This window comes from Limnothrix sp. FACHB-406, assembly GCF_014698235.1.
Taxonomy (GTDB): domain Bacteria; phylum Cyanobacteriota; class Cyanobacteriia; order CACIAM-69d; family CACIAM-69d; genus CACIAM-69d.
Genome location: NZ_JACJSP010000022.1, coordinates 61,524 through 74,619, shown reverse-complemented (window position 1 = coordinate 74,619; position 13,096 = coordinate 61,524). Strand labels below are relative to the sequence as shown.

Annotated in this window: 11 protein-coding genes and 1 tRNA gene; 10 read left to right on the top strand and 2 right to left on the bottom strand. The window is 56.6% G+C overall.

The window, feature by feature from the left end; genetic code table 11:
* The first annotated feature begins 502 nt into the window (after positions 1-502).
* The 9 genes from H6G53_RS16705 (at position 503) to H6G53_RS16665 (ending at position 8,755) form a co-directional block, all read left to right on the top strand.
* Positions 503-1,447 carry an alpha/beta fold hydrolase gene (locus tag H6G53_RS16705; RefSeq protein ID WP_190534875.1) on the top strand — a complete coding sequence of 315 codons (945 nt, stop codon included), beginning with the start codon at positions 503-505 and terminating at the stop codon, positions 1,445-1,447.
* A 747-nt stretch (positions 1,448-2,194) separates the two neighbouring features.
* Entirely contained in the window at positions 2,195-2,851 is a 657-nt protein-coding gene (locus tag H6G53_RS16700) for a HEAT repeat domain-containing protein (RefSeq protein WP_099531775.1), read from the top strand.
* A gap of 140 nt (positions 2,852-2,991) precedes the next feature.
* Positions 2,992-4,032 (top strand): permease, encoded by a 1,041-nt coding sequence (locus H6G53_RS16695; protein ID WP_099531776.1) that lies wholly within the window; start codon positions 2,992-2,994, stop codon positions 4,030-4,032.
* A 4-nt stretch (positions 4,033-4,036) separates the two neighbouring features.
* Positions 4,037-4,906 carry a DUF6816 family protein gene (locus H6G53_RS16690; RefSeq protein WP_199309293.1) on the top strand — a complete coding sequence of 290 codons (870 nt, stop codon included), beginning with the start codon at positions 4,037-4,039 and terminating at the stop codon, positions 4,904-4,906.
* A 64-nt stretch (positions 4,907-4,970) separates the two neighbouring features.
* A tRNA-Arg gene (locus tag H6G53_RS16685) sits at positions 4,971-5,044 on the top strand.
* A gap of 49 nt (positions 5,045-5,093) precedes the next feature.
* Complete coding sequence (locus tag H6G53_RS16680; RefSeq protein ID WP_242030705.1) at positions 5,094-5,906, top strand: ABC transporter ATP-binding protein; 813 nt, start codon at positions 5,094-5,096, stop codon at positions 5,904-5,906.
* A gap of 17 nt (positions 5,907-5,923) precedes the next feature.
* Positions 5,924-6,523: a hypothetical protein gene (locus tag H6G53_RS16675; protein ID WP_190354242.1), complete on the top strand. Its 600-nt coding sequence runs from the start codon at positions 5,924-5,926 to the stop codon at positions 6,521-6,523.
* A gap of 366 nt (positions 6,524-6,889) precedes the next feature.
* Positions 6,890-7,237, top strand: coding sequence for an antibiotic biosynthesis monooxygenase (locus H6G53_RS16670; protein ID WP_190354108.1), 348 nt, complete (start codon positions 6,890-6,892; stop codon positions 7,235-7,237).
* Between the two features lie 45 nt (positions 7,238-7,282).
* Positions 7,283-8,755, top strand: coding sequence for an ATP-dependent DNA helicase RecQ (locus tag H6G53_RS16665; protein WP_190534872.1), 1,473 nt, complete (start codon positions 7,283-7,285; stop codon positions 8,753-8,755).
* 196 nt (positions 8,756-8,951) lie between these two features.
* Here H6G53_RS16665 and H6G53_RS16660 read toward each other — a convergent pair whose 3' ends face one another.
* Positions 8,952-11,441 (bottom strand): ATP-dependent Clp protease ATP-binding subunit, encoded by a 2,490-nt coding sequence (locus H6G53_RS16660; protein WP_190534869.1) that lies wholly within the window; start codon positions 11,439-11,441, stop codon positions 8,952-8,954.
* Between the two features lie 455 nt (positions 11,442-11,896).
* Positions 11,897-12,484, bottom strand: coding sequence for a ribosomal protein S18-alanine N-acetyltransferase (gene rimI, locus H6G53_RS16655; protein ID WP_190534866.1), 588 nt, complete (start codon positions 12,482-12,484; stop codon positions 11,897-11,899).
* Between the two features lie 73 nt (positions 12,485-12,557).
* Here rimI and H6G53_RS16650 point away from each other — a divergent pair, with 73 nt between their 5' ends.
* Positions 12,558-13,067: a type I restriction enzyme HsdR N-terminal domain-containing protein gene (locus tag H6G53_RS16650; RefSeq protein WP_190534863.1), complete on the top strand. Its 510-nt coding sequence runs from the start codon at positions 12,558-12,560 to the stop codon at positions 13,065-13,067.
* Positions 13,068-13,096: the final 29 nt, after the last annotated feature.

Genomic DNA, 13,096 nt, shown 5'->3' with positions numbered 1-13,096 from the left:
GCTACTAGATAAATTGCGATATTTGCAAGTTGTACTCGGTCGCTATGGCTCAATCAGTCATTGGAGCTATGATTTACTGCCAGAAACTCTTGTTGCCTAGAATATGAAGTTTTGTGTTTAGATTCAACACTTCTGAAGCTTTTGCTCACAAGTTTTTATTTACAAACAAGATCAAGAGACGCTGTGTGTAAATAAAAACCGGCTGTGAACAGGGGCCAGAATTTCGTGATTCGATATTTCGCTCAGAACAAGCTTGTCCAAATTTGTCCAAAAAACGCTCTCTATCCAGATCCCAAGAGAAACTCTGTTTTAGCATCTGCCATAGAGCCAATCCTTATTTCAGCCAAATCTTTTAATCTATTTTGACCTGGTGAACATTGCGATTGAATTCATAACACCCTGACTGGTGTGAGGCTTGTAGAAGTTCCATGATCGCGACAAGATTTGAGCTTGGCGCTAGAATATTTACATAAATTTATAATCGCTCCCTAAATCTAGCCCCATGACTGCCGTGAATCTCCCGATCGCCCCAAATCTTGACCGCCGTGCTCAGTTGGCGGCGGCCGATGCGCCCCCCAGCCAGTTTTGGCAGTGGCGCGATCAAGCGATTCACTACGTGCGATCGGGAACGGGCCATCCCCAGCAACCGCCCATTCTGTTGGTGCATGGGTTTGGGGCTTCGACGGATCATTGGCGCAAAAACCTTGCGGATCTTCAGCAAGACTTTGAAGTCTGGGCGATCGACCTGTTGGGCTTTGGGCGATCGGCTAAGCCCGATTGGGTTTACAGCGGTCAACTGTGGCAAGCGCAGCTACAGGAATTCATTCAGCAGGTGATTGGTCAGCCGGTTGTGATCGCCGGGAATTCCTTGGGGGGTTATGCATCCCTTTGCGTGGCTGCCAATCATCCCGAATCGGTTTGTGGGGTTGCTCTCTTGAACAGTGCGGGCCCTTTCACGGAAACCACAACCCAAACCCAGCCCAATGGGTTCCAAAAACTGGTTCGATCGCTGGTGCGGAATGTGCTGTTGCAGCCGTTGCCCAGCTATTTACTATTCCAAAATGCCAGACGCAAATCCACCATTCGCAAAACCCTGCAAAAGGTGTATTTAGATCAAACCGCCGTGACCGATCGCCTGGTGGAAGAAATTTATCGCCCTTCTTGCGATCCGGGAGCCGTGAAAGTGTTCGCTTCGGTGTTTAAATCCCCTCGGGGCGAAAACGTTGATCAACTCCTGGGCAAGTTGCAATCTCCCTTGCTGTTGCTGTGGGGCGAAGGCGATCCTTGGATGCAAACCAGGGCGCGATCGGCTCAGTTTCATCAATACTTCGATCAGATCACGGAGCACTTTTTAAATGCGGGCCATTGTCCCCATGATGAAGTGCCGGATCTGGTGGATGATTATTTGCGCAATTGGATTCAATCCCAAGTCCAAAAACGAGAATAGCACCCAGGCGATGGACTGCTTCTGTTCTCCTCTCATACGTTGATCCTTAGCGGATTCGGTCTCAACACTGCCATGATTCACACAGGATTCATGAAGGTTGAAAATTGCTGTTTCAGCAACTTAAACCGAAATTCCCTGGATAATTAAGCTGGGGAGAAATGAGCGTCTCAGCAGGGTGCTATTGCTCGATCTTGAACGAAAAACAGCGTTTTGCAATCAAACTATTTGCAATTGACTCTTCAACAGGAGTCGTTAGGAGGCTGTTTCGGAGCTGAAGCTCTCTCGCTTCATGTTGTTAATCTACCATCGAGTTTTTGAGGATAGTCTCTGTTGCAATCAATGTTTACTCATTCGTTGAGTAATGGCTGATGAATATAACAGCCTTGTATCAGAAATGCGGTGAGCTGCTATTTCAGGTAACGGCTCTTGAATTTATGTTTTAAATTTATGCGACCACTTGCCTGGGGATCTGTCAGTATGTTTAAGAAATGGCGATCCCAACGCTGAAAGCCCTGCTACGTCCTTGGACGGGGATCGCAGGGCCGTGAAGCGTCTCCGGTTTTTCCGTATAGTTGCTGAAAGCGCCACCCCATCTTTGGGCCCAAGGGCGATCGCCTGTTTCGCCCATTGTTCGGCTGGGATTGGGGCCGGGTTGATGGTTGGTTGGTTCGTTGGTTGGTTGGTTTGTTGGTTTGTTGGTTGATTGAATGAATTTCTGTTTGACTACGTTCTTTAAATGACGCTGTTATGACTGCCACGCCTGACCAAATTCGCGAGTTGCTGCATTCTGAGAATTTGAGCGATCGCCTGCGGGCGGTGAATGATATTCGTGCCCTACCGCCGGATCAAGGATTTGCGCTGATTCAACTGGCGATCGGGGATGCCAACACCCGAGTTCGCTATGCGGCGGTGAGCCAGTTTGACAGCCTGGGCGGGCAAGATCCCGATCGATCGCTGGAGCTGTTGCGGGGGTTGCTGTCGGATCCGGAACCGGACGTGCAGGCCGCGGCGGCCGACTGCCTCGGTGGCTTGAAGCTGACGGCGGCCTACGAAGACTTGGTGGCCTTGTATCAATCCAGCGGGGAATGGCTGGTGCGCTTCAGCATCCTTTCGGCCCTGGGAGAATTGGGCGACCTGCGGGCGGTGGATGTGCTGCTGTCGGCCTTGGCTTCGGACAACGAGTTGGAGCGGCTGGCGGCCATTGGGGCCCTGGGCGAGTTGGCGGACGATCGCGCCTTGCCCCATCTGTTACCGTTTATGGACAGCAGCGATTGGCAGGTGCGCCACCGGCTAGCCCTCACCTTGGGGCAATTCGATGCACCCCAGGCCCGGGCAGCGTTGGAGACCCTCAGCCAAGATGCGATCGCCCAGGTATCCGAAGCGGCGGCGGCCCAACTGGGTTGATGGGCGGCCGGGCAGCGGCGAATGGGCGGCTGACTGGCGGTCAGTTCTTTAGTATCGGTGCGGTACAATCACCCCGTAGCATCGCCGGTCGATGGGGCCCTGGGCCTCGTTAGTTTCCGACTTTGAGCTTGGAGATTTGAATGCCGCTCGATCGCGCTTTCAACGCTGGTTTTACGCTGTTCCTGAGCCTAATTGTGGAGGCACTGCCCTTCCTGCTCATGGGAGTAGTGTTTTCGAGCGCGCTGTTATTGTTCATTGACGAAGGGCGCTTAATTTCCCTGCTGCCGCGCCATCCCGTTTTGGGGGCCTTGGCGGGCAGCGTGATGGGATTCTGCTTTCCGGTCTGTGAATGTGGCAATGTGCCCGTGGCGCGGCGGCTGTTGTTGCAGGGAATTCCGGCCCCGGTGGCGGTGGGGTTCTTGCTGGCTGCGCCCACGGCCAATCCGGTGGCCATTTGGGCCACCTGGACGGCCTTTCGCGATCGACCCGAATTGGTGGTGTTTCGGGTTTTGGCGGCCTTGCTGATTGCGGTGATTGTGGGCTGTGTGTTTGGGGCCCAAAAGGATTTACGACCTTTTCTGAATCCGGGTTTGGCCCGTTCCATGCTGCGATCGCGCGAGCTAACGGGCATTGAGCGAGTGGCCCAGGAGCGGGGCTTGCTCACCTCGGGAACCTACTGGCCAGGGGTGACCACGGGCAAACCGCTGGAGTCTTCGTTGGCCACGATGCAGTCCTTAGCGGTGGATCGATCGCGCGAGCGCATGAGCGGAGCCGAGCGCTGGCGATTGTTTTTGGAGAACGTGGTGCGGGAACTGCGAGAACTGGGCGGCGTGTTGATTTTGGGCAGTGCGATCGCGGCGGTGGTGCAGGTGGCCGTGCCGCGCGAGGTGGTGCTCAGTTTGGGACAAGGGCCCGTCACCTCAATCATCGCCATGATGGTGTTGGCGGCGGTGATCTCCATTTGTTCCACCGTGGATTCCTTCTTTGCCCTTTCCTTTTCGGGTGCGTTCACCAGCGGTTCTTTGCTGTCCTTTTTGGTGTTTGGCCCCATCATTGACCTGAAGGCGATCGGGCTGCTGCTGTCCATTTTTCGGCCCCGCGCAGTGCTGTATATGTTCGTGCTGGCGGCCCAGTTGGCGTTTTTTGTGGGGCTGTTTATGAATTTCCAAACGGGGTGGTAGTGGGGTGACGCGGCGATCGAAGCGATCGGCAAGCCGAGGGTTCAGCCGTTGGTTTGCCCCGGGGATTGCCCTGGGTTTGGCCCTTTTTTGGGGGTTCATGGCTTGGTTGGGTTGGCCGTCCGTGGTCCAGGCGGGCCCCCTGCTCGATCGGGTCAATGCTTTTCCCTATTGGGTCACCAAACCCCCCACCAAACCCGCCGCCGGAGACTTGATCTATCCCCCGTGGATGGCGGGTGATTGGCAGGTCACCAGTACGTTGCTGGAGTTGTCGGCTCCGTTCGCGCCGGAAATTGTGACTCCCGGTTTTGAGAGCAATCGATCGCTCCTGGGACAGCCCGTGAGCTTTGCGGTGCGATTTGGCCCCCAAACCATTGCGCCGGCCCTGAGTGCCTTTCCCCTACGGAAATATCAACCGCCCGATCGGGCCCCGATTGTGGCTGATCGCGCCTTGAACGGTTTGAATATTGCCGCTGCTTACCTGGGACGAGGGGCTATTGCTGGGGTGGTGGCGGATCCGGGCAATCCCAACGAGCAGATTTTGAAGTTGGCCAATCAGCGGGCCTTGGTTTCCACCGTGACCGATCGAGCCAGCGAAACACCGAGTGATCGGCGGTTTCTGGCCACGGAAGTGATTGTGCAGTCCTTTCAAAACGAGGGGACTCAGCAAGGGCGATCGGTCTATGCCAACGCGGTGGAAACCACCACGGATTATCGCCGCACCGCCCCGGACGCGATCGAAGCCGATCAGTTCACGGCCGTTTATCTGGCCCCACGCGATCGCTATGCCTCCGTGACCCGCAACCGCCCCGTGGCCCTCTACCATTACCGATTGACCCTCCAGGCGATCGCCCCGGAGGTGAATCCACCACCGTAACCGTCGCCGCCTTAACTAAAGGAACGCAAAAAATTCGCCTATAATCGGTCTGAAATTTGGATTTGGGGCTGTGGCTCAGATGGATAGAGCAAGCGCCTCCTAAGCGCTAGGTCGCGGGTTCGAATCCCGCCAGTCCCGTGTTTGTGGGGCCCCGTGGGGCCCGTTGCCCCTTGAGTCGCCCGTTGCCATGACCCCTTCCACCAGCGATCGGCCCCAAATGACCGAAACCCTGCCTGCTCGGCCCCTGCTGCAAGCCAAGCAACTTTGCAAAAGCTTCGGGGGCCTGAAAGCCGTGAAGGGAGCCAACATTGAGGTGCGATCGGGCAGTATTACCGGCCTGATTGGCCCCAACGGCGCGGGCAAAACCACCCTCTTTAACCTGCTCTCTAACTTCATTCCCTCCGATAGTGGTGAAGTGTTTTTGGATGGGCAACCCATTCACAATCTGTCGCCCCACCAAATCGCCCGCCAGGGGATGGTGCGAACCTTTCAGGTGGCGCGGGTGCTTTCCCGGTTGTCGGTGCTGGAGAACATGATTTTGGCAGCCCAAGATCAACGGGGCGAACGGTTTTGGGAAGTTTGGACCCAAGGCAGCCGCATCCGTCGCCAGCAACGGGACTTGGAATTGCGAGCCATGGAACTGTTGGAGGCGATCGGCCTGGCCCACATGGCGCGGGAATATGCCGGTTCCCTGTCCGGTGGGCAGCGCAAACTGCTGGAAATGGGACGGGCCCTGATGGTGCAACCCAAGTTGGTGTTGCTGGATGAGCCAGCGGCCGGCGTGAATCCAGCCCTGATTGAGCAAATCTGCGATCGAATCCAAACCTGGAATCGGGAAGGACTGACCTTCCTGATTGTGGAACACAACATGGATGTGATTATGTCCCTGTGCGATCGGGTGTGGGTTTTGGCGGATGGTCAAAATTTAGCGGATGGCTCCCCGGACATGATCCAAGCGGATCCAAGGGTTTTGGAAGCCTATCTGGGGCAAGCCGCGTGAGCCGGGCAGCTTGCTGGATGAGCGTTGGCTTGGGGGCGATCGGGCTGGGGTTTGGTCTGGCCTGGCCCTCGGGGGCCCACCAGGTGAAGACGGGAGCCGACGTGGCGGCCCTGTTTCACTTGGAACCCGACCACAACCCCCGATCAGGGGAGCCGGCCACCGTTTGGTTTAGCCTCACTCGCAAAGGCGGCGCAACGATCCCCCTTGATCGCTGCAACTGCCAACTCACCATCAGCCCTCGCTTGCAAAGTCCGACAGCCCCCCAACCCTGGCAACCGCCCCTCACACCCAAGGCCGCCGAAGGGTTTCAAAACATGCCCGGCGCAACCACCGTGTTTCCGGCAGCGGGGGCCTATGACTTGGTGTTGAAAGGTCAGCCGAAACAACCGGGCGACTTCCAACCCTTTGAGTTTCGATACGAAACCACCGTGCTGGCCGGAGCTGCCCCCACGACCAGTCCCGCTCCCGTGGCCGCTGCGATCGCCTCACCAGTGGCCGCCACCGCTGAAACGACCACCGAGACCCCATGGCATTCTGGGGAACTGGTGTGGTTGGGTGTGGGTGGCGTGGGTTTGGGATTTTTGGGACTTTGGGCAATCACCCGATCGCGCCGTTAGCCGAGTTAATCGAGTGAACCGAGTGAACCAAGTTACAGCCTTTACCTAAAATAATTGGCACGCCATATCGCAGATGCTTATGAAGCAACGGTGAAGCAACGGTTTAGTGGGCATTGCCCACCCTACAGGCTACTGAGTTAGCCAAGTTAACTAAAAAAAATTTGCTCGAAAGTCGATTCGTTCAACTGGCTTATTGTGACCTTTAGTATCGCTTTGATTATGGCTTCGTAAAGTTAGCAAACCGAGAGGTTGCAAAGCATTTCAATTCGCTACAAGTTAGTGATGTTTGACCGGCTTTTTCTAGTTGCGTCAAGGGATCGAGTTAGGCTGGCCTTAAGCAAGCACCGTTAGGACTCAACGAGCGTTATGAGCGAATTTCTAGACTTCCTGAAGCATCAGTATGCCTACGTGGCGATCGGGGAATTTCGGCCGGGCAAATTTGCCGAAGCTCAACAACTGTTTGAAGCGGCAGTTTCCACCTACAAACAGGGTTTTGAAGGGGCTTATTTGCTGCAAGAGACCAACAGCGATCGCGGCATTGCGGTGATCTTTTGGGACAATATTGATGATATGGATGCCAATCGCAATGAAGCTTGCGAGGCAATTTTTGCCAAAATGGCTCACCTTTTCCTGAAACCGCCGGTCACGAATTTCTACGAAGTGTGCAGCAAAGTTGATCCCAAACCGGCTGATCGCCCCCTGGCTTCGGTTTAGGTCACTGATAAACGGTGCAGCATTCGGGGCAGAGGCGCGATCGGGATGGATGAATGGCAACGGGCGCGATCACTCTTTCAAACCCTGTGGGGCTACGATGGATTTCGCGGACCCCAGGGCGACATCATCCAAACCATTTTGCAAGGACGGGATCTGTGGGCCCTGTTGCCAACGGGAACCGGTAAATCCTTGTGCTTTCAATTGCCGGCCCTGTTGCGATCGGGCTTGACTGTGGTGGTGTCGCCCCTGGTGTCGCTGATGGATCGGCAAGTGGCAGACCTGCGGGCCAAGGGATTGCCGGCCGCCACCCTGCATAGTGAAGTGCCTCGATCGCAACAAAAAGAGGTGCTCGATCGCTTGGAGCGGGGCCAGTTGCGATTGCTGTATCTGTCGCCCGAAACCCTGTTCAGCCAGCGAGTTTGGTCAAGGTTGTTGCGGTTAGCTCCCCAAATTCAGGGCCTGGCGATCGATGAGGCCCATTGCTTGGCCCAGTGGGGCGAAACCTTTCGGCCCGCCTACCGCCGTTTAGGGATCGCCCGCCAAACCCTGGAAGCAGCGGCCCAAAAGCCAATCCCGATCGCCGCGTTCACGGCCACCGCCACCCCCACCGATCGGGCCATCATTGCCCAAGTGCTGGGGTTGCGGAACCCAGCCTGGTTTGAGCAATCCCCCTATCGAGCCAACCTGCGATTACAGGTGCAGCGCTGTTGGGTTCCCGCCCAGCGTCAGTGGCGTTTGCGGCGGTGGTTACGCGATCGCCCCGGCCAAGGGGGCTTGATTTTTGCCCGCAGCCGCCAAACCTGCGAAGACCTGGCCCGGAATTTGCGCGATCGGGGCTACCAGACAGCCGCGTATCATGCCGGGTTGCCACCGCCTGATCGCCGCCGGTTGGAAGCTCAGTGGGTGGGGGGTAAGTTGCCCTTTTTGGTCTGCACCAGCGCCTTTGGCATGGGGATCGATCGCCCCGATGTGCGCTGGATTGTTCATTGGCATCGGCCGATGATCCCGGCGGAATATGTGCAGGAAATTGGTCGCGCCGGTCGGGATGGGCAACCGGCCGATATTTTGCTGTTGGTCAGTGAACCCACCGGCTGGCTGGACAGCACCGATCAACGGCTCGATCGCCACTTTCAGCAACAAACCCGCCAACAAATTCAAAATTTGGGACTTGTGGCCCGACGTTTGCCCCAGGAAGGCGCGATCGCTGAAATTGCCGATCAGTTTGCTGAAGGGGCGATCGCCCTCAGTTGGCTCCATGCCCTCGGTCAACTGGACTGGCTCGACCCGTTCCACTACAAATTGTCGGGGCAATTGTCGGGGCAATGGTCGGGGCAATGGTCAGCGACGATCGCTCGCCAAGCTCGCATGGGTCGATCAGTTGAGCTTTCGATGCGTCGCTACGGGGGCGATCGGGGTTGTCGGTGGCGTTTTCTGTTGCAAGCGCTGGGGTTACCGCCCAAGTCGGCTAACTGGCGCTGTGGTCAGTGCGATCGATGCCGCCACACCGGTCAGCGGTGATCCCTGGGTGGTATTCAGCCAATCTGGATCAAGAACTGGCCCCAGCAAATACCAGCAAAAACCGTAAAAGGGCGGCCCCAACGGGTCGCCCTTTCACAAATGAGCACTAGTGCATTCCCATCAAGGGCTGGAACTGAGCTGAACTAAACCCGATCGCGATCGAGCCGATCGCGTCTTGATCTCGTTCGATTCAGAGTTACTCAGCCCCTTGACCCACCAGTTCACGGGTTTCAGCGGGCGGCGCACTGGCCGTCACGTCCACCTTCACGTTGCGGTCTTCGTCGAGGTCGATCGTGGCCGTGTCGCCGTCCTTGATCCGGCCGGAGAGGATTTCCTCCGCCAGCACGTCTTCCAGGAGGCGCATGATCGCCCGACGCAGCGGCCGCGCCCCGTAGCTGGGGTTGAAGCCCTCTTCGATCAGGCGTTCGCGGAACTTGTCGGTCACCGCCAGGGTGATGCCGCGCTCGGTCAAGCGGGCAAACACTTCCTTGAGCAGGATTTCGGCGATTTCCTTCACCTCGTCCTTGCTCAGTTGGCGGAAGACGATGATTTCGTCCAGGCGGTTCAGGAACTCGGGGCGGAAGTAGTTCTTCAGCTCCTCGTTCACCAGGGACTTGATTCGGTTGTACTGGGACTCGGCTTGGTCTTCGCCAAACTCGAAGCCCAGACCACCGCCACCCTTTTCGATCACCTTAGAACCGATGTTCGAGGTGAGGATGATCAAGGTGTTCTTGAAGTCCACCGTGCGGCCCTTGGCATCGGTCAAGCGACCGTCTTCCAAGATTTGCAGCAGCATGTTGAACACATCGGGGTGGGCCTTTTCGATTTCGTCGAACAGCACCACGGTGTAGGGACGACGACGCACGGCTTCGGTCAGTTGGCCGCCTTCGTTGTAGCCCACGTAGCCCGGAGGCGAACCGATCAGTTTCGAGACCGTGTGCCGCTCCATGTACTCCGACATGTCGAGGCGGATCATCGCTTCTTCGGAGCCGAAGAAATAGGCCGCCAAGGCCTTGGTCAGCTCGGTTTTCCCAACCCCAGTGGGGCCAGAGAAGATGAAGCTGGCGATCGGGCGGTTGGGGTTCTTCAGACCCACGCGGGCCCGACGAATGGCGCGAGACACGGCCTTCACCGCTTCGTCTTGGCCGATCAGCCGCTGGTGCAACACGTCTTCCATGTGCAGCAGCTTTTCGGATTCGGACTCGGTGAGCTTGTTCACCGGCACACCCGTCCAGGAGGCGACGATTTGGGCGATGTCCTCCTCGTCCACCACCGGTTGCAGCGGATCATCGGCCCGCTCTTCCGATTTCTTGGTTTGGGCGATGTTGCGGATTTGCTGCTTAATTTCCATTTCCTTGTCGCGCAGCTCGCCGGCCTTGTCAAAGTCCTGCGATCGCACGGCTTCGTCCTTTTGCTTGAGGACTTCCCGCAGCTCCTTGTCCAATTCCTTAGCAGCCGGAGGCAGTTGGGAATTCAGCAAGCGCACCCGCGATCCCGCTTCGTCGATCAAGTCGATCGCCTTGTCGGGCAAGTAGCGATCGCTGATGTAGCGATCGGACAGCTTGGCTGCTGCTTCCAGCGCTTCATCGGAAATCTTCAGCTTGTGGTGTTGCTCGTAGCGCTCCCGCAGACCGCGCAGAATCTCGATCGTTTCGTCCACGGTCGGCTCACCCACCATCACCGGCTGGAAGCGCCGCTCCAGGGCCGCATCCCGCTCGATGTGCTTGCGGTACTCATCCAGGGTCGTGGCTCCGATGCACTGCAATTCGCCCCGTGCGAGGGCTGGCTTCAGTATGTTGGCGGCATCGATCGCCCCTTCCGCAGCACCCGCGCCAATCAGGGTATGGACTTCATCGATCACCAGGATCACGTTACCGGCCTGGCGAATCTCATCCATGATCTTCTTCAGGCGCTCTTCAAACTCCCCGCGATACTTGGTACCGGCCACCAACAGACCGATATCCAGCGTCACGACCCGCTTGTCTTCCAGAATGTCCGGCACATCGCCATTGGCAATCCGTTGGGCCAACCCTTCGGCGATCGCGGTTTTACCCACGCCCGGCTCCCCGATCAACACCGGGTTGTTTTTGGTGCGGCGACCCAAAATCTGAATCACCCGCTCAATTTCCTTCTGGCGACCCACCACCGGATCCAACTTGCCTTCAGCAGCCTGTTGGGTCAGGTTAGCCCCAAACTCATCCAGGGTTGGGGTCTTGGTGCGGCCTTGGGAGCCACCGGCAGTCACTTCCGCCGTTTCGCCCAACATCCGAATCACTTGGGTGCGCACCTTCGACAGGTCAACGCCCAGATTTTCCAGCACTCGGGCCGCGACCCCCTCTCCTTCGCGGATCAGGCCCAGCAGCAGGTGCTCTGTGCCGATGTAGTTATGACCCAGTTGGCGGGCCTCTTCGAGCGACAGTTCCAGAACCCGCTTGGCCCGGGGCGTGAAGGGAATTTCCACAGCCACGAAACCGGAGCCGCGACCGATAATTTTTTCGACCTCAATCCGAGCGTCCTTGAGGTTGACACCCATGGATTTCAGGACTTTGGCGGCTACACCAGTGCCTTCGCCAATGAGTCCGAGAAGGATTTGCTCAGTGCCCACGAAGTTATGACCCAGGCGGCGGGCCTCTTCTTGGGCGAGCATGATCACCTTAATGGCTTTCTCAGTGAAGCGTTCAAACATTGGCGGTTCCCTATCACCTGCGAAGTGCTGGCAAATCTGATTTTAACACGCGCGGTTTGGGCAGTTTGGGGCTGACCTGGCCGGCAATTGGGGGGCGATCGGGCGGTTTCCCCAACTCGATCGCCTTCCCCTTGGCAAGCTCAAGAACTCGAGAAATTGCCATGAACTTTCGGGAGATTTTGTTCCCCGATGGGGTAGGGGGGGATCAAGCCTTTTGGGCGATCCTGGGGGATGGATTGATGAATGCTTTTAGGATTTTTAAAGAACGTTTGGGTTGAAAATCGGGTCTTGGGATTGCTGATGGCAAGGGCCAGCGGCAAAACGGCCCGATCGGGAGTGAAACATGGGCCAGCTCAAGGGTTAGCCAGAATTTGGCAGACCCCCATTGAGCCAGTGGACTGGGGTGAATCCCAAAAATTGGGTGAACCTGTTGGGCAGGATTGAAAGATAGGTTTTTAATCTAGCGCATGGCTTGGGGGGCTGCCGACCCCGGCGGTTGGGGGCATAATCTCTCCCCACCACTGCCATTGATGTTGCGCCAGTCGATCGCTCAGGTCAGCAGCGGTGCGATCGAGCTGTTGAGCAAACTGGGGCCAATCCAACTTGCCTAACCACAGGATCGCCGCATCTTCGCCATCGGCGTAGTAGCGTTTGCGACGGCCGGCCTCCTGGAAGCCAAATTTTTCGTAAAGCGAGAGGGCGGCTTGGTTGCTGGGTCGCACTTCAAGGGTGGCGCGTTTCATTTCCCGTTGCCGCGCCAAGCTCAACAGGCCCCACAGCAGGGTTTGGCCCAAGCCCTGTCGCTGCCACTCGGGCCGCAGGGCGATCGCCGTGATGTGGCACTCGTCAACGATCGCCCAGGCGCAACCAAACCCGATCAGTTGTCCTTGCGGATCGATCGCCCCGAGCAAATCACTATTCGGGCTATCCAGTTCCCGGCGATAGGTGTTGGCGCTCCATAGACCACCCAAGGCTATCTGGTCGATCGCCACCAACTGATCGAGATGGTCATGATTGAGTAGTTGCAAACGGAGCGATCGCATCAGGTCAAGGCCCTATTTTGGCGGTTATCTTGAAAAGGCAGGCAATACTGTCAATTCATACCAGACTTCAAGGATGAACACGACCCAAACCAGCACCAGTTCACTTGATTTTCAGCCTGACAGATTTCAACCAGACATCATTGTGGTCAGTCCCGATGGTGAATATTTGATGCTGGTAGAAATTAAGCTAACCAGCCATGGTGTTGATCAAGCATCGCGGGCGATCGCCCAGTTAAAGCAATATATGGTTGGTGTAGGATGCCCCAATGGGTTGCTGATTTGGGGTGAAACAATCATGCTACTTTGGGATTCCTTTGAGCAATCTGATGGCCGCTCTATTCAAATGATCGGTGAAGCCAAATTGCCAGATACGTTGCTGCCGCCAACTCAACATCAATCTCAAACACAATCTGGATGGGATTTTGCCACCAGAGTTCAGCAATGGATGGAAGGGTTAACTCTAACCACTAATGTTCAAAAGCTGCCTGAAGATTTACAACACTTGTTCAGTGAACCCATTCTCAATTTGCTGCGTATGGGTGAAATCAGATCTGGCGGCCCGCGATGGAGTCAGGTGACGTAGAGTCCATCGATTTCTTGTATGCAAAAGTC

What these genes read in the sequence shown, in the direction of transcription:
- H6G53_RS16660 (WP_190534869.1), bottom strand. Translation starts at nt 11,441, where the DNA reads ATGTTTGAACGCTTCACTGAGAAAGCCATTAAGGTGATCATGCTCGCC.
- H6G53_RS16680 (WP_242030705.1), top strand. Translation starts at nt 5,094, where the DNA reads ATGACCCCTTCCACCAGCGATCGGCCCCAAATGACCGAAACCCTGCCT.
- rimI (WP_190534866.1), bottom strand. Translation starts at nt 12,484, where the DNA reads ATGCGATCGCTCCGTTTGCAACTACTCAATCATGACCATCTCGATCAG.
- H6G53_RS16650 (WP_190534863.1), top strand. Translation starts at nt 12,558, where the DNA reads ATGAACACGACCCAAACCAGCACCAGTTCACTTGATTTTCAGCCTGAC.
- H6G53_RS16665 (WP_190534872.1), top strand. Translation starts at nt 7,283, where the DNA reads ATGGATGAATGGCAACGGGCGCGATCACTCTTTCAAACCCTGTGGGGC.
- H6G53_RS16700 (WP_099531775.1), top strand. Translation starts at nt 2,195, where the DNA reads ATGACTGCCACGCCTGACCAAATTCGCGAGTTGCTGCATTCTGAGAAT.
- H6G53_RS16695 (WP_099531776.1), top strand. Translation starts at nt 2,992, where the DNA reads ATGCCGCTCGATCGCGCTTTCAACGCTGGTTTTACGCTGTTCCTGAGC.
- H6G53_RS16675 (WP_190354242.1), top strand. Translation starts at nt 5,924, where the DNA reads ATGAGCGTTGGCTTGGGGGCGATCGGGCTGGGGTTTGGTCTGGCCTGG.
- H6G53_RS16705 (WP_190534875.1), top strand. Translation starts at nt 503, where the DNA reads ATGACTGCCGTGAATCTCCCGATCGCCCCAAATCTTGACCGCCGTGCT.
- H6G53_RS16670 (WP_190354108.1), top strand. Translation starts at nt 6,890, where the DNA reads ATGAGCGAATTTCTAGACTTCCTGAAGCATCAGTATGCCTACGTGGCG.